Raw genomic sequence first — 26869 nt, 5'->3', positions numbered from 1 at the left:
ATCGCCAGCGCCAGCGCGACGCTCATGCCGCGGCCTCGTCGCGCGGACGAACGGTGACGACCTGCATCATCCCGGCGTGCATGTGGTAGAGCATGTGGCAGTGGAACGCCCAATCGCCGACCGCGTCGGTGGTGATGTCGAAGGTGACGGTGCCGCCGGGCTGGACCTGAACGGTGTGCTTGCGCGGCGCATGGTCCCCGTGGCCGGTCACCAGTTCGAAGAAGTGACCGTGAATGTGGATCGGGTGACCCATCATCGTGTCGTTGACCAGGGTCACGCGCACCCGCTCGTCCTTCAGGAAGGCGAAGGGCGCGGTGACCTCGTTCAGCTTCTCGCCGTCGAACGCCCACATATAGCGTTCCATGTTGCCGGTCAGGTGGATGCGCAGGCTCCGGTCGGGGGCGCGCACGTCGGGGTTGCGCGTGGTGGCGACCAGGTCGCGGTACGTCAGCACCCGGTGGCCGGCATCGGCGAGGCCCTGGCCGGGCTCGCCGGTGCGATCGACGGGCATCGGCGCGATCGTCTGGACGGTGGGGGTGCGTTTCACCTCCGGGGCGTTGGCGAAGTCGCGCATGCCGTGATCCATCGCGGCCATGTCGTGGCCCCCCATGTCGTGGCCTTCCATGGTGTGACCCGGCACGGCATGTCCCCCCATGTCGTGGCCGGGCATGGCGTGCTCGCCGGGCGCCGCCATCGCGCCCCTGCCGCCCATGCCGCCCATGCCCATGTCCTTCATCGTCGCCAGCGGGCGCGGGCGTAGCGGCGGGGCGGCGGCGCGCATCCCGACGCGCGGTGCGAGCGTGCCGAGCGCCATTCCCGAGCGATCGACGCTCTCCGCGACCAGTGCGTAAGCGCGGTCGTCGCGCGGGGTGACGATCACGTCGTACGTCTCGGCCACCGCGATCTGCAACTCGTCCACCGCGACGTCGCGTACCGGCATGCCGTCGGCCTGCACCACCGTCATCGCCAGCCCGGGCAGCCGCACGTTGAAGGTCGTCATCGCCGAGGCGTTGACGAGCCGCAGCCGCACACGCTCGCCCGGCGTGAACAGCCCGCTCCACGGATCACGCGGACCATGGCCGTTGACGAGATAGGTATAGGTCGACGCGGTCACATCGGCGACATCGGCCGGGTCCATCCGCATGTTGCCCCACGCCAGCCGCTCGGCCGCGCGCTGGTCATGACCCGCCAGCAAGCCGGCGAGAGTCTGCTTCTGGAAATTGAAATAACCGCCCTGCTGCTTCAGCTTGCGGAAGATCGTGTGCGGGTGGATCGGGCTGTGGTCCGACAGCACGATCACATGCTCGCGCGCTGCCGCGACCGGGTCCACGCCGGCGGGGTCGATCACGATCGGGCCGTACAGCCCCATTTGCTCCTGCAAGCCCGAATGGCTGTGATACCAATAGGTGCCCGATTGCCGGACGGGAAACTCGTAGGTGAATGTCGAGCGCGGCGCGATGCCGGGAAAGCTGACGCCGGGCACCCCGTCCATGTGGAACGGGACGAGCAGCCCGTGCCAGTGGATCGAGCTTTCCTCGTCCAGCGCATTCTCGACATGCAGCCGCACGTTCTGCCCCTCGCGCAGCCGGATCAGTGGGGCGGGGACGGTGCCGTTGACGCCGATCGCATGGGTGCGGCGGCCATCGATCGTCATCGCCTGATGCGCGATGCGCAATCGGATGTCCTCGCCGGACAACGTCGCGCGCGGGGCGAGCCCGGCGGTGCCCGACTGCGCCCAGGCCGGCCACCACGCACTCGCCCCCAGCATGCCGCCGGCGCGCAGAACGTCGCGGCGGCCGACGCGTGTGGCCGTCTTACCGATCTTCGTCATAGGCTTCATATAGGGGCAGCGGCGCTCAATGCAGCAACTCGTCACGCACCCGGATCGCGCGACTCGACAGCCGCACCTCGACCATGAACGCGATGAACGCCGCGATCAGCAACGACATCGCCAGGATGAAGCTGATCGCAACATACGGCCCGATATGGCTTTTCGTCAGCGCGCCGATGAACAGCAACGCGACGACGATGCAGGTCGCCACCGCGCTCGCCACCGCCAGGAACAAGGCGGCGTTGATGACGCTCATCCTCTTGGCCAGCCGCCGCAATTCCCATACCAGCCGGGCGCGTTCGTCCACGCCGATCTGCGGATGCCGCTCTTCCAGCGCGCGGACGCGATCGATCACGCGCGACAACCGGCCGGTCAGCACGTTGAGCAGCGCACCGATCCCGGTCAGCACGAACACCGGACTGAGCGAGGCCTGGATCGCCTCGGCGATTGAGGGCAGGGCAGGAGCATAATGCATTGCGCCATGTTGTGGCGTCTCCTCGTGCGATCGACAACGGCGGGTGACAAATTGTTACGCGCGCGCGCGGGTCGTTGAAGCGGGCGGGCGCGTACGTATCTCGGGACACGGTCACCGGGCAGCATGGTTCGGGGCCGACGCAAGGAGAAACGCCATGATCGTCTCGATCGTCGCCGGGCTGTTGCTCGGCACCCCCATCGCCGAAGAAACGCACCGCGTGCAGATGGATCATCGCGGTCAGCGCGTCGACGTCACCTATCGCAGCGACGTCGATGTCACCCACAAGCAGGTCGGCGCGGTCGGCGCGCCGGGCCGGCCCAGTGCGCTGCGCTGCGCCTGGACCGCATCGGTCGACGTCCACCGCGAGGCGCGCCATGCCGCCGGGCACGTGATGTCGCGGACCATCAGCGCCGACGCGCCGCTGACCGGCAGCCGACCGGGGTGGTGCGCGCAGCAGCGCGACGCGATCGCCAAGGAGGTTGCGGCGCGCAGCGGCAAGGTGCGCGACCACCTGCTCGCGGTGGCCGAACGCGACCAGGGCAGCCTCGTCGCCGAGCTGGACGCCGCGCACGACCGGGTCCGCGGCTAAGGTGCGGTTGTGGATCGTGATCGCCGCCATGCTCTCGGGCGTGGCGGCACTGCCTGCGGCGGCGCAGGTGCAGGCGGGCGTCGAGCTCGCCACCGACGAACGGCGTCGCGGGATCAGCTGGAGCGAGGGCAAGGCGGCACCGTCGGCGTATCTGCGCGCCGACCTGCCGGCCGGGTTCGATATCGGCGCGCGCGTCCTCGCCACGCGCGGCGACCCGCGCCACGGCGGCGCGGACGGGGTGGTCGAGCCGACACTGGGCTACAGCCGCGACCTCGGCGGCGTTCGCCTCGACGGGTTCGCGACCGGGCATTTCTTCAGCGGCGCGCGCGGGCGACTGGACTATGGCGAGCTTGGCGCGGGACTCAGCTATTCGCTCGGCCCGGCACAGGCCGGGGTGGAGGCGCGCTATGCCCCGCCGCAGGACGCGATCGGCGGCGACAACCTGTATCTCGGCGTGCGCGGCCGGCTCGGGATCCCCGCGACGCCGTGGACGCTGACGGCGAGTGCAGGACGTTCGTCGGGGAGCGTCGACGACGCGCTCCGCGCCGCGCGGTTGCGGCCCGGCGGGACCTATCACGACTGGGCGGTCGGGGTGCAGCATATCACGGGGCCGCTGACCGTCGCGCTGGAATATACCGGGACGGACATTCGCGACGTGCCCGATGCATCGCCGTTCGCGGTGCGGGAACATGCCGGCGACCGGCTGGCGGCGCGGATCTCGTTGAGCATATAGCCCCGTTTTCGAGGACGTCGTTCCCGCGCAGGCGGGGATCCGGAAACCCTGGCGGTCACGCTTCTATCGAAGGACCTGCGCGTGTGTATTTCGGCCTGCGCGGGAATGGCGGCAGTCTCGGCGAGGATGGTCACACAACCCCCCTTGAGCGGTTAGTGACGTTGACGTAAACGGTAGCTAGCAGTTCCACCGAGAGGGTTACCGATGACCGACGTCGTGATTGCGGGCTATGCCCGGTCGCCGTTCCACCTGGCGAGCAAGGGTGCGCTGGCGCGCGTCCGCCCTGACGATCTCGCCGCGCAGACGATCCGCGGGCTGATCGAGAAGACGGGTGTCGATGCATCGCTGATCGAGGACATCGTGCTCGGCTGCGCGTTCCCGGAGGGCGAGCAGGGGCTGAACGTCGCGCGGATGATCGGGCTGCTCGCCGACCTGCCGCTGTCGGTCGGCGGCATGACCGTCAACCGCTTCTGCGGATCGTCGATGAGCGCGATCCACATTGCGATGGGGCAGATCGCGGTCGGCGCGGGCGAGGCGTATATCTGCGCCGGGCTGGAATCGATGAGCCGCGTGCCGATGGGCGGGTACAATCCGCTGCCCAATCCCGAACTCGCCGCCAAGAGCGCCGGTGCGTACATGGGCATGGGGCAGACGGCCGAGAACGTCGCGGAGAAGTACCAGATCACCCGCGCCGAGCAGGAGGCGTTCGCGGTGAAGAGCCAGCAGAAGGCCGCCGCGGCGCGCGAGGACGGGCGGCTCGCCGACGAGATCGTCGCGATCAAGACCAAGGCCGGCGCGGTCGACCAGGACGGGACGCTGCGTCCCGAGACGACCGCCGAGGCGCTCGCCGGGCTGAAGCCGGCGTTTTCGCAGGACGGCTCGGTGACCGCCGGCACGTCCTCGCCGCTGACCGACGGCGCCAGCGCGGTGCTCGTCACCTCGGAGGCGTTCGCGACGCGGCACGGCCTGCCGATCCTCGCGAAGATCAAGGCGATCAGCGTGTCCGGCTGCGACCCCGAGACGATGGGCCTCGGCCCGATCGGCGCGTCGAAGAAGGCGCTGGAGCGCGCCGGCATCGCGGCGAACGATCTCGATATCGTCGAGATCAACGAGGCGTTCGCAAGCCAGGCGATCGCGTGCATCCGCGACCTTGGCCTGAAGGACGAGACGATCAACCTCGACGGCGGTGCCATCGCGATCGGCCACCCGCTGGGCGCGACCGGCGCGCGGATCGTCGGCAAGGCCGCCGCGCTGCTGGCGCGCGAGGGCAAGCGCTATGCGCTCGCGACGCAGTGCATCGGCGGCGGGCAGGGCATCGCCACCGTGCTGGAGCGCGTGTGATGGGGGAGCCGATCAAGCCGGAGGGCGTCACGCCCGAGTCGATCAAAAAGGTCTGCGTCATCGGCGCGGGCGTGATGGGCGCGGGGATCGCCGCGCAGGTCGCCAATGCCGGCGTGCCGGTGCTGCTGCTCGACGTTCCCGCCAAGGAGGGTGACGATCGCGACGCGGTGGCGAAGGGTGCGGTCGCCAAGATGCTCAAGACCGAGCCCGCGCCGTTCATGTCGAAGGCGGCGGCGAAGCTGGTTGAGACCGGCAACATCGATGACCATCTGGCGCGCGTCGCCGAATGCGACTGGATCGTCGAGGCGATCGTCGAGCGGCTCGATATCAAGCAGTCCCTGTACGCCAGACTGGAGCAGCTGAAGCGACCGGGCACGGCGGTGTCGTCGAACACCTCGACGATCCCGCTGGAGCGGCTGGTCGAGGGACGGACCGAGCAGTTCAGGCGCGACTTCCTCATCACGCACTTCTTCAATCCGCCGCGCTACATGCGGCTGATCGAGATCGTGCGTGGGCGCGACACCGACGCCGGCACCGCCGGGAAGGTCGAGGCGTTCGTCGATCGCTTCATGGGCAAGCGGATCGTGCGCGCGAAGGACACGCCCGGCTTCATCGCCAACCGGATCGGGACTTATTGGCTGGCGGTGGCGGTGAATGGCGCGATCGATCAGGGACTGACCGTCGAGGAAGCCGACCAGATCGGCGGGCGGCCGATGGGCGTGCCCAAGACCGGCATCTTCGCGCTGATCGATCTGGTCGGCGTCGACCTGATGCCGCTGCTCGCCAAGAGCCTGTCCGACACGCTGCCAAAGGGCGACCCGTATTTCGCGACCGTCCGCCCGCTGCCGCTGGTGGACAAGATGATCGCGGAGGGTTTTACCGGGCGCAAGGGCAAGGGCGGCTTCTACCGGCTCGACAAGTCTGGAGCGGCGGGCGCGGATGGCAAGCGCACCAAGCTGGCGATCGACCTGACGACCGGCGAGTATCGCGCCGAAGCCAAGCCGGAGGCGCTGCCACCGGCGGCGGAGAAGGATCTTGCCGCGCTCGTCACCGTGCCCGGCAAGGTGGGCGATTATGCGTGGACGATCCTCGGCCATGTGCTGAGCTATGCCGCGATGCTGGTCGGTGAGGCGGCCGACGACGTGGTCGCGATCGATGACGCGATGAAGCTCGGCTACAATTGGAAGTTCGGTCCGTTCGAGCTGATCGACCGGCTCGGGCCGGGCAAGCTGGCCGAGCGGCTGCGCGCCGAGGGTCGCGACGTTCCCGCGATCCTGGCGACGGCGGGCGAGCGGCCCTTCTACCGGGTCGAGGGCGGCGTGCGCCAGTATCTGGGCACGGACGGCACCTATCGCGACGTGCCGCGCGGCGAGGGCGTGCTGCTGCTCGAGGACATCAAGCTGCGCACCCAGCCGGTCGCCCGTAGCGCCTCGGCGGCGCTGTGGGACATCGGCGACGGCGTCCTGTGCCTCGAGTTCACTGCCAAGATGAACGCGCTGGACGGGGAGGTCGCAGCGCTCATCCAGCAGGCGATCCCGCTGGTGCAGGAGAAGTACAAGGCGCTGGTCGTCTATAACGAAGGCAGCAACTTTTCGGCCGGGGCCAACCTGGGCCTGGCGCTGTTCGCGGTGAAGGCGGGTGCCTGGGGCGAGATCGAAAAGCTGATCGTCGGCGGGCAGCAGGCGTTCAAGGCGCTGAAATATGCGCCGTTCCCGGTGGTCAGCGCGCCCGCGGGCATGGCGCTGGGCGGCGGGTGCGAGGTGCTGCTCCATTCCGACGCGGTGCAGGCGCATGCCGAAAGCTATATCGGGCTGGTCGAGGCCGGCGTCGGCCTCGTGCCGGGCTGGGGCGGGCATGGCGAGTTGCTCGACCGGCTGGCCAAGTCGAAGGGCATGCCGCGCGGGCCGATGCCGGCGGTGATGAAGGCGTTCGAGCTGATCTCGACCGCGCACGTGTCGCGATCGGCGGCGCAGGCCAAGGAGATGGCGTTCCTGCGCCCTTCCGACGGCATCACGATGAACCGCGACCGGTTGCTCGCCGACGCCAAGGCGCGTGCGCTGGCGATGGTCGACGGCTACACCCCGCCGGAGCCGCCGACGTTCCGCCTGCCCGGTGCCAGCGGCCGCACCGGGCTGGCCGGCGCGGTCGCCGACTTCCGGCGCAAGGGCGTCGCCACGGCCTATGACGAGGTCGTCGCCGGGCGATTGGCGAACGTGCTGACCGGAGGCGAGGCCGATCTGGTCGATACCGTGACCGAACAGCAGTTGCTCGACCTGGAGCGCGACGCGTTCATGGAAAGCGCGCACGACGAGCGTACCCATGCACGCGTCGAGAGCATGTTGATGACGGGCAAACCGTTGCGCAATTGACGCAATTCGCCCCCGTTCGGCCGGGCGGGGGCGATTTCGGCTTGCCTTCACCCCGGTGATCGGCAGGAACCGGCCGGACATAAAAAGACACGAGGATCGCCCCATGAAGCACCATCACCGGATCGCCGTCTCGCTCGCCGCATTGGCCGGCGCGACCGCTTTGGCCGGCGTCGCCGATGCACAGGCCTTCTACCTGCAGGAACAGGCCGCACGCGGCGCGGGCCGCGCCTTCTCGGGCGAGGCCGCGGATACCGGTGCGGCGTCGCTGTGGTGGAACCCGGCGGCGATCGCCGGGATCGAGAAGGCGGAGGCGACGATCAGCACCTCGTTGATCCTGCCCAAGGGAGACGTGGTCGACAACGGCACGCTGATCGTGCGGCCGCAGCAGGCGCCCGCCCCGGTCGGCGGCACCTCGCCGTCGAGCAACCCGATCAACAAGGGTCTGCTGCCCTCGGGCGCGGTCGCGATCCCGCTGGGCGACCGGCTGGCGGTCGGCCTGGCGGTGACCTCGCCGTACAGCTTCACGACCGATTACGACAACAACAGCTGGGCACGCTACAGCGCGGACCGCACCTATCTGCGCACCTTCGACATCCAGCCGTCGCTGGCGGTCGCGGTCACCGACTGGCTGCGCGTCGGCGGCGCGGTGAACGTCGAGCATACCGAGGCGAGCCTGACCAACGCGCTGCCCAATCTGTCGGCGGCGCTGCCCGACGGCAGCCAGAAGCTGGCGGGCAGCGGCTGGGACGTGGGCTGGACCGCGGGCTTCCAGATGCACAACGACTGGGCGACGGTCGGCGTCAGCTACAAGTCGGCGATCAAGCATACGCTCAAGGGCGACCTGACCGTCGGCGGGCTGCTGGGGCCGCTTGCCGGGCAGAACCGCACGCTGAACGATGTCGAGGCGAGCTTCTACACGCCGGCGCAGATCATGGTCGGCGGCCGCTTCCGCGCCACCGACCGGCTGACGCTCAACGCGCAGACGATCCGCTACACCTGGGAGAAGTTCGACGCGATCCGGCTCGGCGCGCCGCTCAACACCGCGCTGCCCGAGAATTACCGCAGCATCTGGAGCTATGCGGCGGGCCTCGACTATGCGGTGTCGCCGCGCGTGACGGTGCGCGCCGGTGCGCAGCGCACGTTGACCCCGACCCGCGACGGCGAGCGCGACGCGCGCGTGCCTGATGCGAACCGCTGGAATTACGCGATCGGCGGCTCGTTCGACGTTACGCCGAACTTCTCGCTGGATGCGGCGGCGAACTACGTCGACTTCGAGGACACGACGATCGACCGGACGACCGCGGCATACGTCGGTTCGGCCGTGCAGACGCCGATCCTCGTCAATGGGCGGCTGGAGGATGCGCGCGCGATCATCCTGTCGCTGGGCGGACGCTTCCGCTTCTGATGCGTGTAGCCCCTTCCTCTTCCGGGGAGGGGCTGTCGCTCCACAGGGCCCAGCGCACGAGGCACGTGCTTCGACAAGCTCGGCACGAACGGAACAGGGGAGTGCCTTGCCTCCCAAACCCGGTTCGTCCTGAGCTTGTCGAAGGGCGTGTCCCAAGCGTGCCGCTGGCTGGTGCTTCGATCTACCCGCCCCGACCGGCGCGTGACGTTCAGCCCTCCACCGACACCAGCGCGTCGATCGCTGCCTGCAGGATATGCGCGGCGGCGTGGTTGTCGATCCGCTCGGCGCGCTTCGCACGGCTGAAGTCCTGCTCGATCAGCGCGCGCTCGGCGGCGACGGTCGACCAGCGTTCGTCCCACAGCAGGATCGGCAGGCCGGTGTCGCGGCAGTTGCGCGCGAAGGCGCGCGTCGACTGGCTGCGCGGGCTCTCGCTGCCGTCCAGGTTCAACGGCAGCCCGATCACCCAGCCGCGCACCGCCTGCGCCTGCGACAGCGTGACCAGCGCGGCCTTGTCGGCAGTGAACTTGGTGCGTTTCACCAGCTGCGCCGGGCTCGCGAAGCTCCACTCCGCGTCGCACAAGGCGGTGCCGACCGTCTTGGTGCCGACGTCCAGCCCCAGCAGCCGCCCGCCCTCCGGCAACGCGGCGCGGAACGCCGCCGCCGAGTCGACGATCATGCCGCCAGCCGCCGCGCGGCATCGGCGCGGACGTTCGCCCAGAACAGGCTGTAGTCGTAGACGTGGTAGTTGTTGCCCGGCAGCGTGTACGGCCCGACGTCGGGCGGCGATCCGATCAGCAGCAAGCCGCGCCCGCCGCAACGCGCGCCGATCCGCCCCGCCTCGATCCGCGCCTCGCTGAGCGAGGCATTCGGGAACAGCGTGCCCAGATTGGCGGTGGCCGGTGCGCTCGCGTCCGGGGTGCCGGTCAGCGGGTTGATGCACAGCATCTGCGTGCCGCGGCGGGGCTTGCCGTCGAACCCGGTCGAGCGGTCGTAATTGTCGAGGATCAGCGACGGGTCGGCAGGCTCGGCAAAGGTCTGCCACGACAGCACGCAGCCGCGCTGGTCGGCGCGCGCACAGGCCGGCAGTCCGAGCGCAGGCAGGTCGTTGGCGACCGACACCGGCCAGCCGATCACATAGGCCGCCACGATCCGCTTCGCGAGCGGCGTGCCCGCGACTCGGTCCTTGAGCAGATGCGTCAGGTGCAGCGCACCCTGGCTGTGCCCGGCAAGGATGATCGGGCGCGTCGGCCCCGCCTCGGCCAGGAAGGCGTCGAACGCGGCCAGGATGTCGCCGTACGCCAGCGCCAGCGCCTGTTCGGCGGCGCGCTGATCGGTCAGGAACGCACCGAACGTCGCCTGCCGGTAACGCGGCGCCCAGATCTCGCCCGCCTCGTTGAACGCGCTGGCCTGGCCGCGCAGGAACAAGGCGGCGCGGTTGTTCGCCTCCTCGTCGCCGAGCGGCGCGTTCCAATGCGCGCGGTTCAGATACGATGTCGGGTGGATGAAGAACACCGCCGCGCCGCCGCGGGTCTTGCGCGGGGCGTATCCGGGCGGGGTCCACAATGCCGGGTTGCGCGCCAGCGCCGGGCGCGCCAGCCACATGGCGTCGGGCGCATAATCCTTCGCGGTCAGCCGGTTCTGGTCGCGGAACGACTCGCCCGGCACCATCGCCATGCGCATCATGCCGACCCCCCAGAGCCGATAGGCAAAGGCAGCCGCGGTCGCCAGCACGATCAGCGCGACGACGACGTAGAGGAATTTGCGGGCCAAGAGCGTGTCACCATTGTGCGGTGCAGCAAAAGCGCGCGATCCGCAACCGCAAAGCTGGTGCCCCAGGTTTGCGGATCGTGCAACCGCGCAGGCGCGTGTTGCATGATCGGGGGAACGGGTGGTAGCGGCACGCGCATGTCCGTTGACACCGCAACCGTAAGGCGCATCGCCGGCCTTGCCCGCATCGCCATCACCGACGACGAGGCGGCGCGGCTCGCGCCCGAACTCGGCAACATCCTCGACTGGATCGAACAACTCGGCGAGGTCGACACCGCCGGGGTCGAGCCGATGACCGCGGTGATCCCGAACCGCCTGCGGCTGCGCGACGACGTCGTCACCGACGGCGGCGTCCGCGACAAGGTGCTGGCGAACGCGCCGCAGGCCGAACACGGCTTCTTCACCGTGCCCAAGGTGATCGAATAATGACCGAACTGACCGACCTGGGCATCGCCGCGATCCGCAACGGCGTGCGCGATGGCGACTTCTCCGCGCGGGAGGTGGCCGAGGCGTTCAACGCTGCGGTCGCCACCGCCAAGCCGCTCAATGCCTTCCTCGTCGAAACCCCCGACCATGCGCTGGCCGCCGCCGACGCCGCCGACGCCGCGCGCGCCGCCGGCGAGACGCCGAAGCCGATGGCGGGCGTGCCGATCGGGATGAAGGACCTGTTCTGCACGAAGGGCGTCGCGACGACCGCATCGAGCCACATCCTCGAAGGCTTCACGCCCGAGTATGAATCGACCGTCTCGCAGAACCTGTGGAACGCGGGCGCGGGCATGTTGGGCAAGCTCAACATGGACCAGTTCGCGATGGGGTCGTCGAACGAGACCAGCTATTTCGGCAACGTCATCAGCCCGTGGCGGCGTCAGGACGGCGGCAATGCCGATCTTGCGCCGGGCGGCTCGTCGGGCGGATCGTCGGCGGCGGTCGCGGCGCGGATCGCGCCGGGCGCGACCGGCACCGACACCGGCGGCTCGATCCGCCAGCCCGCCGCGTTCGTCGGCATCTCGGGCATCAAGCCGACCTATGGCCGCTGCTCGCGCTGGGGCACGATCGCCTTCGCCTCGTCGCTCGACCAGGCGGGACCGATGGCGCGCGACGTGCGCGACTGCGCGATCATGCTGGAGGCGATGGCAGGGTTCGACGCGAAGGACGCGACCTCGCTCGACCTGCCCGTTCCGCAGTGGGAAGCGCAGCTCAATGCCTCGCTCGCGGGCAAGCGCGTCGGCATTCCCAGGGAATACCGCGTCGACGGCATGCCCGCCGAGATCGAGGCGCTGTGGCAGCAGGGGATCGCGTGGCTGAAGGATGCGGGCGCGGAGATCGTCGACATCTCGCTGCCGCACACCAAATATGCGCTGCCGGCCTATTACATCATCGCGCCGGCCGAAGCGTCGTCGAACCTCGCGCGTTATGATGGCGTGCGCTACGGCCTGCGCGACCTGCCGGACGGTGCGAACCTTCAGGAAATGTACGCCAAGACGCGCGCGGAGGGCTTCGGCGACGAGGTGAAGCGCCGCATCCTGATCGGCACCTACGTGCTGTCGGCCGGCTTCTACGATGCGTATTACACGCAGGCGCAGAAGGTCCGCGCGCTGATCGCGCGCGATTTCGAGCGCGCGTGGGAGGCGTGCGACGTGCTGCTGACCCCGACCGCGCCGTCGGCGGCGTTCGCGCTGGGCGAGAAGTCGGCCGATCCGCTGGCGATGTACCTCAACGACGTGTTCACCGTGCCGTCCAGCCTTGCCGGGCTGCCCGCGATGAGCGTGCCGGGCGGGCTGGATGCGGCCGGGCTGCCGCTCGGGCTCCAGATCATCGGCAAGCCGCTCGACGAGCAGGGCGTGCTCAACGCCGCGCTGGCGATCGAGGAACGTGCAGGCTTCACGGCGCGCCCCGCGCGGTGGTGGTAAGCTGGACGCTCGTTCGGGCTGGCGCTAAAATCTCCTGATGGGCAAGCAGAGCAGGATGAACCTGAACGGTCACGTCGCCATTCCCGACGACGTGCGCCAGGCGTTGGGGCTTCACCCCGGCGACATTGTGTCGTTCGAGCGATCCGATGCCGGCGTTCGGCTGGTAAAGGGCGAGGAGCCGGCCGCGCAGACGTTCGAGGATCGGCTGGCGCGGGCGCGCGCACTATCCGCCCCCCTTCCGCTCGGCATGAGCACCGACGAATATATGGCGTGGATCCGCGAACCGCTGGAATGATCTTCGTCGACAGCCACGTCGTCATCGATCTGGTCGAGGATGGCGAGTGGACCAATTGGTCCAAGCAGGCGCTTGGCAATGCTGCTAGACCGTTGGTGGCGAACCACGTCGTCGTTGCGGAGGTGGCGCGCGCATTTCGATCGTCCGATGCCGTGATGGTCTTTCTGACCGAGCTCGGGATCGCGATCGAAGCGCTGACTCCTGCGATCGCGTATCGTGCCGGACATGCGCATGTCGGCTACCGCTTGGCCGGCGGTCGGCAGCAATCGGTGCTCGCCGATTTCCTGATCGGCGCGCACGCGGTATCGCTTGGCGCGACGTTGGTCACGCGCGACCGCAAGCGCTTCGCCACCTACTTTCCCGACCTCACCCTCATTACACCCGAGACCGACCATGGCTGACGCATCCACCTCGTTCCGCATCAAGGGCGCCACCGGCGATTGGGAGGTCGTCATCGGCCTCGAAGTCCATGCGCAGGTGACGTCGAATGCCAAGCTGTTCTCCGGGGCCGCCACGGCGTTCGGCGCCGAGCCGAACACGCAGGTGTCGCTGGTCGATGCCGCGATGCCTGGGATGCTGCCGGTGCCGAACCGCGAGTGCATCCGCCAGGCGGTGCGCACCGGCATGGCGATCGATGCGCAGATCAACCGCTGGTCGCGGTTCGATCGCAAGAACTACTTCTATGCCGATCTGCCGCAGGGATATCAGATCTCGCAGCTCTATCATCCGCTGGTCGGCGAGGGCGCGGTCGAGATCGAGGCGGACGGCTATGCCAAGACGATCGGCGTGGAGCGCATCCACGTCGAGCAGGACGCCGGCAAGCTGATGCACGATCAGCATCCGACGCGCTCCTATGTCGATCTCAACCGCTCGGGCGTCGCGCTGATGGAGATCGTCAGCCGCCCCGACATGCGCTCGCCCGCCGAGGCCGGGGCGTACCTGACCAAGCTGCGCTCGATCCTGCGCTATGTCGGGTCGTGCGACGGCAACATGGACCAGGGCTCGATGCGCGCCGACGTCAACGTCAGCGTGCGCAAGCCCGGCGAGGAATTCGGCACCCGGACCGAGACGAAGAACGTCAACTCGATCCGCTTCGTCATGCAGGCGATCGAGCACGAAGCCGGGCGGCAGGTCGACGTGCTGGAGGCGGGCGGCACGATCGTGCAGGAGACGCGGCTGTTCAATCCCGACACCGGCACGACGCGCTCGATGCGGTCGAAGGAAGACGCGCACGATTATCGCTATTTCCCCGATCCCGACCTGCTGCCGCTGGAGCTGGACGACGATTTCCTCGCCGAGTGCCTGGCGTCGCTGCCCGAACTGCCCGACACGAAGCGCAAGCGCTACGAGGCGGCGGGGATCACGCCGTACCATGCGCAGGTGCTGACCGCCGAGGTGGAAAGCGCGCGCTGGTTCGACGCATTGCTCGAGGCGGGCGCGAAGCCTGCGGCGGCGGCGAACTGGGTGACCAGCGAGCTGTTCGGCGCGCTCAACCGGCTGGGCAAGGGCATCGCGGACAGCCCGGTGACCCCGGGTCAGGCGGCCGAGCTGCTCGCGCTGGTGGCCGATGGCACGCTGAGCGGCAGCCTCGCCAAGCAGGTGTTCGAGGCGATGCTGGAGACCGGCGACGCGCCCGGCAAGATCGTCGAGGAACGCGGGCTCAAGCAGACCAGCGACACCGGCGCGATCGAGGCGGTGATCGCCGAGGTGCTGGCGAAGAATCCCGGCCAGCTGGAGCAATATCGCGGCGGCAAGGTCGCGCTGTTCGGCTTCTTCGTCGGTCAGACGATGAAAGCGATGGGCGGCAAGGCCAATCCGGCGGTGGTCAACGACCTGCTGAAGAAGGCGCTGGGATAAAGAAACGGGCGGAGCGGCGCCGGCCGCTCCTCCCGCCTTCGACGCTGCGGCTTATTGCTGCGTCAGGTCCTGGTTCTTGACCTCGCCGCCGGTGCCGCTGTTGCCGTCGAACTCGCCGGTGTCGGTGAAGCGCGCCGGCTCCTTGCCGCCTTCGCCGCGTGCCACCGCGTCGCTGCGCGCCTCGACGGCCTGCTGGATGTCGGGGCGGTCGTCGTCGCGGTTGGGGATCGGGTCGATCGTCTTCTCGGTCATGGCCTTGCGCCTCCTTCAGATGCTGGGGTTGGCCGGCGGATTGCCCGCAGGCGTACCGGGGGCGGGCACGTCGACGTCCGGGCCGGGCGGCGCGATTTCGGGCGGGGGCGCGTCGGGCGTGGCCGGCTGAGTCGGCTGCGGCACGTCGGCGGGAATGTCGCCGGGGTTGGTCGCCATGGCATTTTTCTCCTTCGCCCATCACAACGCCTCGCCGAAGCGCGGGTTGCCCGCTTGCCCCGTCGCGCCGGGCGGTATAGATGCCGCCGACCGGCGGTGTCCGACTAGCGGGCGTGGCGGAACTGGTAGACGCGCCAGATTTAGGTTCTGGTATCGCAAGATGTGGGGGTTCGATTCCCTTCGCCCGCACCAGTCCCCGCGCAAGCGGGGTGGCCACCACTCACGAAATTCTTCTGACGAAAGCGGCCAATGCAGACTGTCGAGACGTTGAACGAGGGCCTGAAGCGCGCCTACACCCTGACCATCCCCGCCGGCGACATCGCCAAGCGGGTCGATGCCGAGCTGAAGCGCGTCGCGCCGCAGATCAAGATGCCGGGCTTCCGTCCGGGCAAGGTGCCGACCAACCTGGTCAAGAAGATGCACGGCCCGGCGATCGAGCAGGACGCGCTCAACACCTCGATCCAGGAAGGCATCCAGGCGCTGATCGCCGAGAAGCAGCTGCGCCCGGCGATGCAGCCGACCGTCGAGCTGGGCGAGGGCTATGCCTCCGGCATGGACGCCGAGCTGAAGGTCGAGCTGGAAGTGCTCCCGCAGGTTCCGGCGCCCGCGATCGAGGGGTTGAAGCTGGAGCGGCTGACCGTGCCGGTCGACGAATCGGCGATCGACGAGCAGCTGAAGCGCTTCGCCGACGGCGCAAAGCGCTGGGAAGACGCGGGCGACAAGGCCGCCGAGACCGGTGACCAGGTCGTGATGGACTTCGTCGGCAAGACGATGGACGGCGTGGCGTTCGACGGCGGCACCGGCACCGACATGGCGGTCGAGCTGGGCGCGGGTCGCCTGATCCCCGGCTTCGAGGAGCAGGTCGTCGGCGCAAAGGCCGGCGAGGAGCGCCAGATCAAGGTCAGCTTCCCCGAGGATTACGGCGCCAAGGAACTGGCCGGCAAGGACGCGACGTTCGACCTGACGATCAAGTCGGTGAAGACCGCCGGTGAGAGCCAGATCGACGACGAGATGGCCAAGAGCCTCGGACTCGAAAGCCTCGAGCAGCTCCGCGGGCTGATCAAGGGCCAATTCGAGCAGGAGAACAACGGCCTGACGCGCACCTATATGAAGCGCAAGCTGCTCGACCAGCTGGCCGAGGGGCATGACTTCGAAGTGCCGCCGTCGATGGTCGAGGCCGAGTTCAACCAGATCTGGCAGCAGCTCCAGCACGAAGCGACGCACGAGCCCGATCCGCAGGCCGCGCTCGACGAGATGGAAGCGGAGCGCGACGATTACCGCAAGATCGCCGAGCGCCGCGTGCGCCTGGGCCTGCTGCTCAGCGAGATCGGCCAGGCGAACGGCGTCGAGGTGACGCAAGCCGAGATGCAGCGTCTGCTGATGCAGGCCGCGCAGCAGTACGGCCCCGAGGATCGCCAGCGCTTCATCCAGTACGTCCAGCAGGACCCGATGGCCGCCGCGCAGCTGCGCGCGCCGCTGTACGAGGACAAGGTCGTCGATTTCCTGTTCGACAAGGCCGAGATCACCGATCGCGAGACGACCAAGGAAGAGCTGGAAGCCGCGATCGAGAGCGAGGACGGTTTCGCGACCGGCACGCACACCCACGATCACGACAACCACAAGCCGAAGCAGGCCCGCAAGAAGAAGGCCGACGCCGTCGAGGGCGGCGAGGGCGATGCCGAGGCGAAGCCGGCCAGGAAGGCCGCCGCCAAGAAGCCGGTGGCCAAGGGCGAGGACGCCGGTGCGGTGACCGAACCGGAGGGTGAGCCGGCGCCGGCCAAGAAGCCGCGTGCCAAGAAGGCCGCCGCACCGGTCGAGGCCGAGACCCAGGTGACCGAATCGTCGCCGGAAGCGGCCGAAGCCGCCGAGGGCACCGAGGCTGCGGACGCCGCCCCGGCCAAGAAGCCGCGCGCGAAGAAGCCGGCTGCCTGAAGCGCATGACGATCCGCGCGCTCGCCACGGCGCGCGTATCGCACGACGCCGCTGTCGAGGGTCCGCTCGACGGCGGCGTTGTCGTATCGGGAAGCGAGCGGTATGATCCACGTCGTCAGAGCATCGTTCCGCTCGCAACGACGGGCCGAAATGGGTTGACCTTCGGTGTGACGGCATGGGTAACACTCCCGCCGTCATTTCCGCGAAGGCGGGAATCCAGAAACGCTCAGGCTGCTTGTAGAGCCGCTACGTTAGCGGATCTGAATTCCCGCCTGCGCGGGGATGACGAAGTCGGTGCTGAAAGGTGACGGTGGATCGGTGCTAGGTCCATGTGACCGGGACGCGCCAGTGCGGTCGCCAGGGAAAGAAGCAATGACCGAGTTCGCGACGCCGCCGAGGGTGGCCGTCCTGCTGCCCTGCTACAACGAGGAGGCTGCGATCGCGCAGACGGTCGCCGCTTTCCGCGCCGCGCTGCCCGGCGCCGCGATCTATGTCTACGACAACAACAGCCGTGATCGCACCGTCGCGGTCGCACGGGCGGCAGGGGCGGTCGTCCGCACCGAACGGATCCAGGGCAAGGGCGCGGTCGTGCGGCGGATGTTCGCCGATGTCGACGCCGACGTCTATGTCATGGCGGACGGCGACGCGACCTACGACGCCGCCGCCGCCCCCGCGCTGGTCGCGCGGATGCTGGAGGAGCAGCTCGACATGGTCGTGGGCTGCCGGGTCGGGGAGGCGGCGGCGGCGTATCGCCGCGGGCACCGGCTCGGCAACGCGCTGCTGACGGGAATGCTGACCCGGCTGTTCGGGCGCAGCTTCACCGATATCCTGAGCGGCTACCGCATATTTTCGCGCCGCTTCGTCAAGAGCTTCCCGGTGCTGTCGGTCGGGTTCGAGATCGAGACCGAGATCAGCGTCCATGCGCTGGAACTGAAGATGCCGGTGGGTGAGGTCGACACCGCCTATTTCGCGCGTCCCGAAGGCTCGGTGTCGAAGCTGAGCACCTATCGCGACGGCTGGCGCATCCTCGGTACGATCGTGACGCTCTATCGGATCGAGCGGCCACTGTGGTTCTTCGGCGGGATCGGCGGGGTTCTCGCGCTGCTGGCGGTGGTGCTCGCGGTGCCGCTGGCAATCACCTACATGCACACCGGGCTCGTCCCCCGCCTGCCGACCGCGATCCTGGCGACCGGGCTCATGATCCTGGCGGCGCTGTGTTTCTTCGCCGGGCTGATCCTCGACACCGTGGTGCGCGGTCGGCGCGAGGTGAAGCGGCTCGCCTATCTCCAGCTCTCCGCACCCGCCGCACCGACCCGCGAAGGGGCTTGAACCGTTTCGCGGAAGCACCGATGTTGCGGGCCTTCCCAGACGAAAAGAGAGTTTCCATGCACAATCCGTTCGACACCGGCGATTTCGCGGGCAAGCTGGCCAGCGCCGGGCTCGGCATGCAGCAGACCCAGGCCGGTCTGGTGCCGATCGTGATCGAGCAGTCGAACCGCGGCGAGCGGTCGTTCGACATCTTCTCGCGCCTGTTGCGCGAACGGATCGTGTTCGTGACCGGCGGGGTCGAGGACGGCATGGCCAGCCTCATCACCGCGCAGCTGCTGTTCCTTGAATCGGAAAATCCGAAGAAGGACATCTACATGTACATCAACTCGCCGGGCGGTGTCGTCACGGCGGGCATGGCGATCCACGACACGATGCAGTACATCCGCCCGCGCGTCGGCACGGTGTGCATCGGCCAGGCCGCCTCGATGGGCAGCTTCCTGCTCGCGAGCGGCGAGCCCGGCATGCGCGTGGCGCTGACCAACAGCCGCATCATGATCCACCAGCCGTCGGGCGGCGCGCAGGGCATGGCCGCGGACATCGAGATCCAGGCGCGCGAGATCCTGCGGATGCGCCATTTCCTCAACACGCTCTATGCCAAGTACACCGGCAAGCCGCTCGAGGAGATCGAGCGCGCGATGGACCGCGACAAGTTCATGAGCGCGGAGGAGGCCAAGGAGTTCGGCCTGATCGACCAGGTATTCGACAAGCGGCCGCAGCCCGCCGAGGATGCCGCGGCCGCCTGAGGCAGGCGCGGCGGATACGAATTGCTTACCCCGCGTCGCTATGCCGGTTCGCGACGAACCGCCCCGGGCCTGCCCTTGAAGCCCGTGACGGGACGTTCGATATATCCGGTGACGGCGGCACGGGGCGGGACCCTCGCGGCGCGCCATGGCCAACGTCGCTTTGTACGTTGTTGCTTAAGGAGCGGTGCGGTAGCCTGCGCCGCGCATGGCGGGTCGACGACCCGCGACGAAGGATGGACTGAATGACGAAACTGAGTGGCGGCGACAGCAAGAGCACCCTCTATTGCTCGTTCTGCGGCAAGTCGCAGCACGAGGTGCGCAAGCTGATTGCCGGGCCCACCGTCTTCATCTGCGACGAATGTGTCGAATTGTGCAACGACATCATCCGTGAGGAGACGAAGTCCGCGCTGGTCGCCAAGAAGGACGGCGGCGTGCCGACGCCGCAGGAGATCTGCGACGTGCTCGACGACTACGTCATCGGGCAGAAGCAGGCCAAGCGCGTGCTGTCGGTGGCGGTCCACAATCACTACAAGCGGCTGAACCACGGCGCCAAGGGTGCCGACGTCGAACTGGCGAAGAGCAACATCCTGCTCGTCGGGCCGACCGGCTGCGGCAAGACGCTGCTCGCGCAGACGCTCGCGCGCATCCTCGATGTGCCGTTCACGATGGCCGACGCCACGACGCTGACCGAGGCGGGCTACGTCGGCGAGGACGTCGAGAACATCATCCTCAAGCTGCTCCAGGCGTCGGACTATAACGTCGAACGCGCGCAGCGCGGCATCGTCTACATCGACGAGATCGACAAGATCAGCCGCAAGGCCGAGAACCCGTCGATCACCCGCGACGTGTCGGGCGAGGGCGTGCAGCAGGCGCTGCTGAAGCTGATGGAAGGCACCACCGCCAGCGTGCCGCCGCAGGGCGGGCGCAAGCATCCGCAGCAGGAGTTCCTCCAGGTCGATACGACCAACATCCTGTTCATCTGCGGCGGTGCGTTCTCGGGGTTGGAAAAGATCATCGGCGATCGCCTACAGGGCAAGTCGATCGGCTTCGGCGCCTATGTCGCCACCCCGGAGGAGCGCCGCACCGGCGAGGTGCTGCGCCAGACCGAGCCGGAGGATCTGCTGAAGTTCGGGCTGATCCCCGAATTCGTCGGTCGTCTGCCGGTGATCGCGACGCTCGAGGACCTCGACGTGCCCGCGCTGGTCAAGATCCTGGCCGAGCCGAAGAACGCGCTCGTCAAACAGTATCAGAAGCTGTTTGAGATGGAGGAGGTCAAGCTCGGCTTTACCGACGATGCGCTGACAACGGTCGCCAAGAAGGCGATCGAGCGCAAGACCGGTGCGCGTGGCTTGCGCTCGATCCTTGAGGGCATCCTGCTCGACACGATGTTCGACCTGCCCGGCATGGACTCGGTCGACGAGGTGATGATCGACAAGGACGTGGTCGAGGGCCGCAAGGATCCGGTCCGCGTCTATGCCGAGAAGAGCAAGAAGGCCGGCGAGGTCGCGTAACGCGCAGGTCTATCGAGACGGAGGGGCGGTCACCGGAAACGGCGGCCGCCCTTTTTTCGTGTCGGCTGTGGCCGGGCGGTTTCCGTCATTTCCGCGAAGGCGGGAATCCAGAAGCTCTGCGCGTGCGGCGCTATCGACGGACCTGCGCGTCTGGATCCCCGCCTTTGCGGCGATGACGATGCGGCTGAGTAGCTAACGCCGCTCGTTACACGCGCGGATCATGTCCGCCGCTCGCGCATTGGTCGGCAAAGGGAGCCTTGCCGACCGCATGACCATCGACGACGACGCTTTGCCGCCCGCCGACGTGCGCCGGTCGCTGCTGCACCGGCTCGAGCTGCCGTTGTGGACGCTGGTCCTGCCGGCGCTCGGCGTGGTGACGGTGCTGTTTTCGCTCTACCGCTATGGTGTGGCGGGGACGATCGGCGCGACCGTCGTGCTGTTCGGCTGCGTGCTCGCGGCCGTCCACCACGCCGAGGTCGTCGCGCACCGTGTCGGCGAGCCGTTCGGAACGCTGGTGCTGGCGATCGCGGTGACCGTGATCGAGGTATCGCTGATCGTCTCGCTGATGCTCTCCGACGCCGGCGACGCCTCGGCGCTCGCGCGCGATACCGTGTTCGCCGCGATCATGATCATCCTCAACGGCATCATCGGGCTGTGCCTGCTGGTCGGCGGCGTGCGCCACGGCGAGCAGCGCTTCACGCTGCGCGGGGTCAGCGCGGCGCTGTGCACGCTGGCGGCGCTCGCGGTGCTGACGCTCGTCCTGCCCAATTACACTGCGACCACCCCGGGTCCGTATTACGCCACCTCGCAGCTCGTGCTGGTCGCGGTGGTCAGCCTCTTTCTCTACGGCGTGTTCGTGATGGTGCAGACGCTGCGCCATCGCGAATATTTCCTGCCCGAGCAGGGCGGCGACGACGGCCATGCCGCGATCCCGTCGCGCGCCACCACCGCCGCGGCGTTCGGCGTGCTGCTGGTCGCGCTGGTCGCGGTCGTGCTGCTCGCCAAGGCGCTGTCGCGGACGGTCGAGGAAGCGGTGTTGGGTGCCGGGCTCCCGCTGGCGGTGGTCGGCGTGGTGATCGCGGCGCTGGTGCTCGCCCCCGAAAGCCTCGCCGCCTATCGCGCCGCGGCCCGCAACCGCATCCAGACCAGCCTCAACCTGGCGCTCGGCTCCGCGCTGGCGACGATCGGGCTGACGATCCCCGCGGTCGCGATCGTCAGTCTGGTGCTCGACCTTCCGCTGGCGCTCGGTCTGGGGGCGATGAAGACGGTGCTGCTCGCGCTGTCGCTGTTCATCGCGACGATCTCGCTCGGCACCGGGCGCACCACCGTGTTGCAGGGAGCGGTGCATCTGGTGATCTTCGCGGTCTACCTCTTCACCACCGTGGTGCCGTAGACGGAAGCCGCTATCCCCGCTGCCGCGCCGCCAGCGCGAGCCCCGCGGCGATCTGTAGCAGCGCATACGCCCGGCGCCGACCCGGTCGGCCCACGAACGGCCGCACCGTCCGCTCCGCCCCCAGCGCGCGATCCTTCCACAAGTCGGTATGCCGCCTGGTCTGCACCAGCCCGAGCAGCCCGTCGCCGATCATGAAGATCGCCGCCATCTCCGCCACCCGTGCAGCTACCGGGGCTTCGTCTGCGCCTGTCGCCACGCCTGATACTCCTCCACCGCGACCGAGCGGCGCAGGATGCGCGCATTCGGGTCCACCACGATATGCGCGTCGGCGGGCACCGCGATCGTGGCGCGCCCGCCCGGCATGTCGACCGTGCGCGGCACGCCGTCGACCGTCAGCTCGACCGGCATCGGAAACACGCGCGGCCGCTCCGTCGTCCACGCCAGCCGCACACTGCCGCCGTCGCGCGCCATCGTCAGCTCGGGTAACGCACGGTCGCGCAGATAGGTGTCGAAGAACCACGACAGGTCGCGCCCGCTCGCCGCACGCACGATCGCCTCGAACTCGCGCGTCGATCCGTAACGTGGCTGGAAATTGCCCGGCCGCGGATCGGCGCGGCCATAGACCAGCCGCCGCACCGCCTCGAAGAATGCCCGGTCGCCGATCAGCCACCGCAACGTGTGGAGCGTCCACGATCCCTTGTAATAGATGTCGGTGCCCGCACCGCCCTTCGCCGGTTCGTACACCTCTTCCTCGGTCAGCACGCGGTCGCGCACGATGGGCGCACGGTTCGCGATCTGGTTGCGCTGCGCCTCCATCATCACCGCATGGCGCGCCGCACCGTCGCGCCACTGGCCGTACAGCGGCTGCATATAGCTGCCGAACCCTTCGTGGAGCCAGTAATCGTCCCAGTTGGCGGCGGTCAGCTGGTTGGCGAACCATTCGTGGCTGAACTCGTGGTGGAACAGCCAGTCGAACCCCTCGGGCGCCTTGGCGTAGCCGTTGCCATAGGCGTTGATCGTCTGGTGCTCCATGCCCTTGTGCGGCGTCTCGACCACGCCCAGCTTCTCGTCGCCGAACGGGTAGGGGCCGATCACGCGCTCGAAGAAGTCGAGCGTCGGCTCGAACTCGTCGAACAGCGCGCGCGCCTTCGCCCCCTCGCCGGGCAGGTGCCAGTAATACAGCGGGATCGTGGTGCCGAACCGGCTTTTGTACGCGCCCTCGATTACCTCGTACGGCCCGATGTTGATCGCGATCGCATAGGTATTGGGCTGGCGCGCACGCCAGTTCCACACCGTCCGCCCGTCCGCCAGCGTATCGACGCCCAGCAGCCGCCCGTTCGACGGCGCCGTCAGTCCCCTGGGCGCGGTGATGTGCAGCGTCGCGACCTCGGGCTTGCCGGTCGGAAAGTCGAGGCACGGCCACAGCAGGTCGCAGCCATAGCCTTCGGTCGTGCTCGCGATCCACGGGCGGCCGTCCGGCGTGGTTGCCCAGACCATCCCGTCGTCCCATGGCGCGTTGACCGCGACGTGCGGGGTACCGTCATAGCCGATCGCCACCGTCGCGCGCTGCCCGGCCCGCAGCGCGCGCGAGATCACGACGCGCCCGTCCGGCCGCGCGAACCGCGCCGGCGCGCCGTCGACCGTCAGCGACCGCACCGCATAGTTCGAATCGAGATCGAGCGTGATCGCCGGCACGGTGCGGGTCGCCGCCACGACCAGCGTCGCGCGCCCTGTCAGGCGCCGCGTCGCCGGGTCGGGCGCGAAGGCCAGGTCGGCGCTTTCCAGATGCAGCGCCTCCTGCCCGTTCGCCCGCATGCCGCCCGACACCTGCGTCTGCGCGCTGATCGGCGGCTCCCCCTTGCCCGGCAGCTTTTGCGCGCCGGCCGACGCTGGGACAGCCAGTCCCAGCAGGAGATTGATGCCGAACGCGAAGCCACCATATAGTCTGCGTTGGCCGCTCCCTACGGGCGGCACCGGAGTATCCATGACGTCCACTTTCCCCGTTCTGCCGCTTCGCGATATCGTCGTCTTCCCGCACATGATCGTGCCGCTGTTCGTCGGACGCGACAAGTCGGTCGCCGCGCTGGAAGCCGCGATGGCGGCCGACAAGGAGATTTTTCTCGTCGCCCAGCTCGATCCGGCCGAGGACGATCCCGCGCGCGACGACCTGTATGCGATGGGCGTCACCGCCACCGTTCTCCAGCTGCTCAAGCTGCCCGACGGGACCGTGCGCGTGCTGGTCGAAGGCAAGGCGCGCGCGACGCTGGAGTCGCTTGAGGAGAGCGGCGACTATCTGACCGCCACCATCGAGCCGGTCGCCGATGCCGAGGTCGAAGGCCCGGAGGCGGCGGCGCTGATGCGCTCGGTCGTCGACCAGTTCGAGAATTACGCCAAGCTCAACCGCAAGCTGCCCGCCGAACTCGCCGCGCAGCTGGCCGAGATCGACGTCGCCGGGCGGCTGTCGGACACGGTGGCGGGCAATATCCAGGTCAAGGTATCCGAGAAGCAGGCGCTCTTGATGGAGGCCGATCCGCTCAAGCGGCTGGAGATGGCCTATGCGCTGATGGAAGGCGAACTGGGCGTCCTGCAGGTCGAGAAGAAGATCAAGAGCCGCGTCAAGCGCCAGATGGAGAAGACGCAGCGCGAATATTATCTCAACGAGCAGCTGAAGGCGATCCAGCGCGAGCTGGGCAACGAGGGCGAGGAAGGCGAGGGCGACGAGGTCGCCGAGCTGACGCAGAAGATCGCCACGCTCAAGCTGTCGAAGGAGGCGCGCACTAAGGCGACCGCGGAGCTGAAGAAGCTGAAGACCATGGCGCCGATGAGCGCCGAGGCCACCGTGGTGCGCAATTATCTCGACGTGCTGCTCGGGTTGCCGTGGGGCAAGAAGAGCAAGATCAAGAAGGACATTCCCGCCGCGGAGGCGATCCTGAACGAGGATCACTACGCGCTGGAGAAGGTCAAGGACCGGATCGTCGAATATCTCGCCGTCCAGGCGCGCACCAACAAGCTGAAGGGGCCGATCCTGTGCCTCGTCGGTCCGCCGGGCGTGGGCAAGACCAGCCTCGGCAAGTCGATTGCCAAGGCGACCGGGCGCGAGTTCATCCGCCAGTCGCTGGGCGGCGTGCGCGACGAGGCCGAGATTCGCGGCCACCGCCGCACCTATATCGGCTCGCTGCCGGGCAAGGTGGTCACGAACCTGAAGAAGGCCGGGACCGGCAACCCGCTGTTCCTGCTCGACGAGATCGACAAGCTCGGCCAGGATTTCCGCGGCGATCCCGCCTCGGCGCTGCTGGAGGTGCTCGATCCGGAGCAGAACGCGAAGTTCAACGACCATTATCTCGAGATCGACATCGACCTGTCGGACGTGATGTTCGTCTGCACCGCGAACTCGCTGAACCTGCCGCAGCCGCTGCTCGACCGCATGGAGATCATCCGGCTGGAGGGTTATACCGAGGACGAGAAGGTCGAGATCGCCGAACGGCATCTGATCGCCAAGCAGATCGAGGCGCATGGGCTGAAGCCCGGCGAGTTCACGCTGACCAACGAGGGGCTGCGCGCGCTGATCCAGCGCTACACCCGCGAGGCGGGCGTGCGCACGCTGGAGCGTGAGGTCGCCAAGCTGTGCCGCAAGGCGCTGCGCCAGATCCTCGAGGGCAAGGCGACGAGTGTCACGATCACGCCGGACAATCTCGGCGAGTTTGCGGGCGTGCAGAAGTTCCGCCACGGCCTGTCGGAGACGGAGGATCAGATCGGCGCGGTCACCGGCCTGGCCTGGACCGAGGTCGGCGGCGAATTGCTGACGATCGAAAGCGTCACCGTCCCCGGCAAGGGTCAGGCCAAGGTCACCGGCAAGCTGGGCGACGTCATGAAGGAATCGGTGCAGGCCGCCTATTCCTTCGTCCAGGCGCGCTCGCCGTCGTTCGGGATCAAGCCCAGCCTGTTCCACCGCAAGGACATCCACATCCACCTGCCCGAGGGTGCGGTGCCCAAGGACGGGCCGTCGGCGGGCATCGGGCTGGTCACGTCGATCGTCTCGACGCTGACCGGCATCGCGGTGCGCAAGGAAGTGGCGATGACCGGCGAGGTGACGCTGCGCGGGCGCGTGCTGCCGATCGGCGGCCTGAAGGAGAAGCTGCTCGCCGCGCTGCGCGGGGGGATCGAGACGGTGCTGATCCCGAAGGAGAACGAAAAGGACCTCGCCGACATCCCGCAGAATATCCGCGACGGGCTGAAGATCGTTCCCGTTTCGCACGTCGACGAGGTGCTGCGGCTGGCGCTGGTGCGTCCGCTGGAAGCGATCGACTGGACCGAGGCGGACGAGCTCGCCGCGCTTCCGCCCGCGCCGATCGCACCGGCGGGTGGCGAGCTGCATCACTGATTTCGGCTAGCAACTCAACCGATTGTGACCGCCGTGCCGTTCCTGCGGCACGGCGGTTTCGTTTGACTCGCACTGGGGGTCGCGCCTTACTGGGGGGATGCGGGTTCCGATCCGCGAATCCATTCCTTATACGTAACGATCATCAGAACGGGGTTTTGCGGATGAACAAGCAGGAACTGATCGCGCAGGTCGCGACGGCTGCCGGACTGGGCAAGAACGAGGCGACCCGCGCGGTCGAGGCCGTCTTCGACACTATTTCCACGTGCCTGAAGAAGGGCGACGAAGTGCGCCTCGTCGGCTTCGGCACGTTCGCGGTCAGCAAGCGCAAGGCGTCGACGGGTCGCAACCCGCGCACCGGCGAGCCGATGACGATCAAGGCGTCGAGCCAGCCGAAGTTCAAGGCCGGCAAGATCCTGAAGGATTCGCTCAACTGAGCCGAATTCCTACTGGACAGGTGCGGGTCGCTTGCGTAATGGCTCCGCTCCGCCAACGGATGGGCGCGTAGCTCAGCGGTAGAGCACACCCTTCACACGGGTGGGGTCACAGGTTCAATCCCTGTCGCGCCCACCATCCGGATCA

The 26869-nt window shown here is 68.3% G+C and carries 25 protein-coding genes and 2 tRNA genes; 19 read left to right on the top strand and 8 right to left on the bottom strand.

What is annotated here, in order from left to right:
- Positions 1 to 22: 22 nt before the first annotated feature.
- Both J2Y58_RS02905 and J2Y58_RS02900 read right to left on the bottom strand, forming a co-directional pair.
- Positions 23 to 1831, bottom strand: coding sequence for a copper resistance system multicopper oxidase (locus tag J2Y58_RS02905; RefSeq protein ID WP_310098467.1), 1809 nt, complete (start codon positions 1829 to 1831; stop codon positions 23 to 25).
- A gap of 25 nt (positions 1832 to 1856) precedes the next feature.
- The gene (locus J2Y58_RS02900; RefSeq protein WP_310098464.1) at positions 1857 to 2306 is read right to left on the bottom strand and encodes a DUF2721 domain-containing protein; all 450 of its coding nucleotides are present in this window, start codon (positions 2304 to 2306) and stop codon (positions 1857 to 1859) included.
- Positions 2307 to 2460: 154 nt separating this feature from the next.
- On the opposite strand from J2Y58_RS02900, the gene J2Y58_RS02895 reads away from it, so the two are divergent.
- The 5 genes from J2Y58_RS02895 (at position 2461) to J2Y58_RS02875 (ending at position 8743) form a co-directional block, all read left to right on the top strand.
- Positions 2461 to 2895, top strand: a complete 435-nt coding sequence (locus J2Y58_RS02895) for a hypothetical protein (protein ID WP_310098462.1) — start codon at positions 2461 to 2463, stop codon at positions 2893 to 2895.
- A gap of 1 nt (position 2896) precedes the next feature.
- A complete protein-coding gene (locus J2Y58_RS02890; protein ID WP_310098460.1) occupies positions 2897 to 3628 on the top strand; it encodes a TorF family putative porin in 732 nt (243 codons plus the stop codon).
- A 204-nt stretch (positions 3629 to 3832) separates the two neighbouring features.
- Positions 3833 to 4969 carry a thiolase family protein gene (locus J2Y58_RS02885; RefSeq protein WP_310098458.1) on the top strand — a complete coding sequence of 379 codons (1137 nt, stop codon included), beginning with the start codon at positions 3833 to 3835 and terminating at the stop codon, positions 4967 to 4969.
- Positions 4969 to 7338, top strand: coding sequence for a 3-hydroxyacyl-CoA dehydrogenase NAD-binding domain-containing protein (locus J2Y58_RS02880; RefSeq protein ID WP_310098456.1), 2370 nt, complete (start codon positions 4969 to 4971; stop codon positions 7336 to 7338). The genes J2Y58_RS02885 and J2Y58_RS02880 overlap by 1 nt, the downstream gene beginning before the upstream one ends.
- A gap of 103 nt (positions 7339 to 7441) precedes the next feature.
- Positions 7442 to 8743, top strand: a complete 1302-nt coding sequence (locus J2Y58_RS02875; RefSeq protein WP_310098453.1) for an outer membrane protein transport protein — start codon at positions 7442 to 7444, stop codon at positions 8741 to 8743.
- 208 nt (positions 8744 to 8951) lie between these two features.
- On the opposite strand, the gene ruvX is transcribed toward J2Y58_RS02875, so the two are convergent.
- Both ruvX and J2Y58_RS02865 read right to left on the bottom strand, forming a co-directional pair.
- Positions 8952 to 9419 carry a Holliday junction resolvase RuvX gene (ruvX, locus tag J2Y58_RS02870; RefSeq protein ID WP_310098452.1) on the bottom strand — a complete coding sequence of 156 codons (468 nt, stop codon included), beginning with the start codon at positions 9417 to 9419 and terminating at the stop codon, positions 8952 to 8954.
- Positions 9416 to 10513, bottom strand: a complete 1098-nt coding sequence (locus J2Y58_RS02865) for a DUF3089 domain-containing protein (protein ID WP_310098450.1) — start codon at positions 10511 to 10513, stop codon at positions 9416 to 9418. The genes ruvX and J2Y58_RS02865 overlap by 4 nt, the downstream gene beginning before the upstream one ends.
- 135 nt (positions 10514 to 10648) lie before the next feature.
- On the opposite strand from J2Y58_RS02865, the gene gatC reads away from it, so the two are divergent.
- Genes gatC through gatB form a run of 5 tightly spaced genes read left to right on the top strand, consistent with a single transcriptional unit; the run spans position 10649 to position 14572 of the window.
- A complete protein-coding gene (gatC, locus tag J2Y58_RS02860; RefSeq protein ID WP_310098447.1) occupies positions 10649 to 10936 on the top strand; it encodes an Asp-tRNA(Asn)/Glu-tRNA(Gln) amidotransferase subunit GatC in 288 nt (95 codons plus the stop codon).
- Entirely contained in the window at positions 10936 to 12420 is a 1485-nt protein-coding gene (gene gatA, locus J2Y58_RS02855; protein WP_310098443.1) for an Asp-tRNA(Asn)/Glu-tRNA(Gln) amidotransferase subunit GatA, read from the top strand. Before gatC ends, gatA begins: the two co-directional genes overlap by 1 nt.
- A 55-nt stretch (positions 12421 to 12475) precedes the next feature.
- Positions 12476 to 12715, top strand: coding sequence for an AbrB/MazE/SpoVT family DNA-binding domain-containing protein (locus J2Y58_RS02850; protein ID WP_310098441.1), 240 nt, complete (start codon positions 12476 to 12478; stop codon positions 12713 to 12715).
- Positions 12712 to 13116, top strand: a complete 405-nt coding sequence (locus J2Y58_RS02845; protein WP_310098438.1) for a type II toxin-antitoxin system VapC family toxin — start codon at positions 12712 to 12714, stop codon at positions 13114 to 13116. The genes J2Y58_RS02850 and J2Y58_RS02845 overlap by 4 nt, the downstream gene beginning before the upstream one ends.
- On the top strand, positions 13109 to 14572 hold the full coding sequence (gatB, locus tag J2Y58_RS02840; RefSeq protein ID WP_310098435.1) for an Asp-tRNA(Asn)/Glu-tRNA(Gln) amidotransferase subunit GatB: 1464 nt from the start codon (positions 13109 to 13111) through the stop codon (positions 14570 to 14572). Before J2Y58_RS02845 ends, gatB begins: the two co-directional genes overlap by 8 nt.
- Positions 14573 to 14623: 51 nt before the next feature.
- On the opposite strand, the gene J2Y58_RS02835 is transcribed toward gatB, so the two are convergent.
- The gene (locus tag J2Y58_RS02835; RefSeq protein WP_310098433.1) at positions 14624 to 14824 is read right to left on the bottom strand and encodes a hypothetical protein; all 201 of its coding nucleotides are present in this window, start codon (positions 14822 to 14824) and stop codon (positions 14624 to 14626) included.
- Positions 14825 to 14839: 15 nt separating this feature from the next.
- On the bottom strand, positions 14840 to 15001 hold the full coding sequence (locus tag J2Y58_RS02830) for a hypothetical protein (protein ID WP_310098430.1): 162 nt from the start codon (positions 14999 to 15001) through the stop codon (positions 14840 to 14842).
- Between the two features lie 107 nt (positions 15002 to 15108).
- Between J2Y58_RS02830 and J2Y58_RS02825 the strand changes: the two genes are divergently transcribed.
- The 6 genes from J2Y58_RS02825 to J2Y58_RS02800 all read left to right on the top strand — a co-directional run bounded on the left by J2Y58_RS02825 (position 15109) and on the right by J2Y58_RS02800 (position 21909).
- Positions 15109 to 15193, top strand: a tRNA-Leu gene (locus J2Y58_RS02825).
- A 57-nt stretch (positions 15194 to 15250) separates the two neighbouring features.
- Positions 15251 to 16933 carry a trigger factor gene (gene tig, locus J2Y58_RS02820; protein WP_310098427.1) on the top strand — a complete coding sequence of 561 codons (1683 nt, stop codon included), beginning with the start codon at positions 15251 to 15253 and terminating at the stop codon, positions 16931 to 16933.
- 372 nt (positions 16934 to 17305) lie between these two features.
- Complete coding sequence (locus J2Y58_RS02815) at positions 17306 to 18262, top strand: glycosyltransferase (protein ID WP_310098424.1); 957 nt, start codon at positions 17306 to 17308, stop codon at positions 18260 to 18262.
- A gap of 56 nt (positions 18263 to 18318) precedes the next feature.
- Positions 18319 to 19005, top strand: coding sequence for an ATP-dependent Clp endopeptidase proteolytic subunit ClpP (gene clpP, locus J2Y58_RS02810; protein ID WP_310098422.1), 687 nt, complete (start codon positions 18319 to 18321; stop codon positions 19003 to 19005).
- Between the two features lie 242 nt (positions 19006 to 19247).
- A complete protein-coding gene (gene clpX, locus J2Y58_RS02805) occupies positions 19248 to 20516 on the top strand; it encodes an ATP-dependent Clp protease ATP-binding subunit ClpX (RefSeq protein ID WP_310098420.1) in 1269 nt (422 codons plus the stop codon).
- A 268-nt stretch (positions 20517 to 20784) separates the two neighbouring features.
- A complete protein-coding gene (locus J2Y58_RS02800; protein WP_310098417.1) occupies positions 20785 to 21909 on the top strand; it encodes an ionic transporter y4hA in 1125 nt (374 codons plus the stop codon).
- 10 nt (positions 21910 to 21919) lie between these two features.
- Here J2Y58_RS02800 and J2Y58_RS02795 read toward each other — a convergent pair whose 3' ends face one another.
- On the bottom strand, positions 21920 to 22165 hold the full coding sequence (locus J2Y58_RS02795) for a hypothetical protein (RefSeq protein WP_310098414.1): 246 nt from the start codon (positions 22163 to 22165) through the stop codon (positions 21920 to 21922).
- On the bottom strand, positions 22135 to 23883 hold the full coding sequence (locus tag J2Y58_RS02790) for a M1 family metallopeptidase (RefSeq protein ID WP_405053058.1): 1749 nt from the start codon (positions 23881 to 23883) through the stop codon (positions 22135 to 22137). The genes J2Y58_RS02795 and J2Y58_RS02790 overlap by 31 nt, the downstream gene beginning before the upstream one ends.
- 10 nt (positions 23884 to 23893) lie before the next feature.
- Between J2Y58_RS02790 and lon the strand changes: the two genes are divergently transcribed.
- The 3 genes from lon to J2Y58_RS02775 all read left to right on the top strand — a co-directional run bounded on the left by lon (position 23894) and on the right by J2Y58_RS02775 (position 26860).
- A complete protein-coding gene (gene lon, locus J2Y58_RS02785) occupies positions 23894 to 26290 on the top strand; it encodes an endopeptidase La (protein WP_310098411.1) in 2397 nt (798 codons plus the stop codon).
- Positions 26291 to 26451: 161 nt separating this feature from the next.
- Positions 26452 to 26724, top strand: coding sequence for an HU family DNA-binding protein (locus tag J2Y58_RS02780; protein ID WP_310098409.1), 273 nt, complete (start codon positions 26452 to 26454; stop codon positions 26722 to 26724).
- 61 nt (positions 26725 to 26785) lie between these two features.
- Positions 26786 to 26860 (top strand) — tRNA-Val (locus J2Y58_RS02775).
- The last annotated feature ends 9 nt before the right edge of the window (positions 26861 to 26869 follow it).

Source organism: Sphingomonas sp. BE138, assembly GCF_031456125.1.
In the GTDB taxonomy this organism is placed as follows: Bacteria; Pseudomonadota; Alphaproteobacteria; order Sphingomonadales; family Sphingomonadaceae; genus Sphingomonas.
The sequence above is the reverse complement of the archived record's forward strand: the minus strand, read 5'-3'. Positions and strand labels throughout refer to the sequence as shown.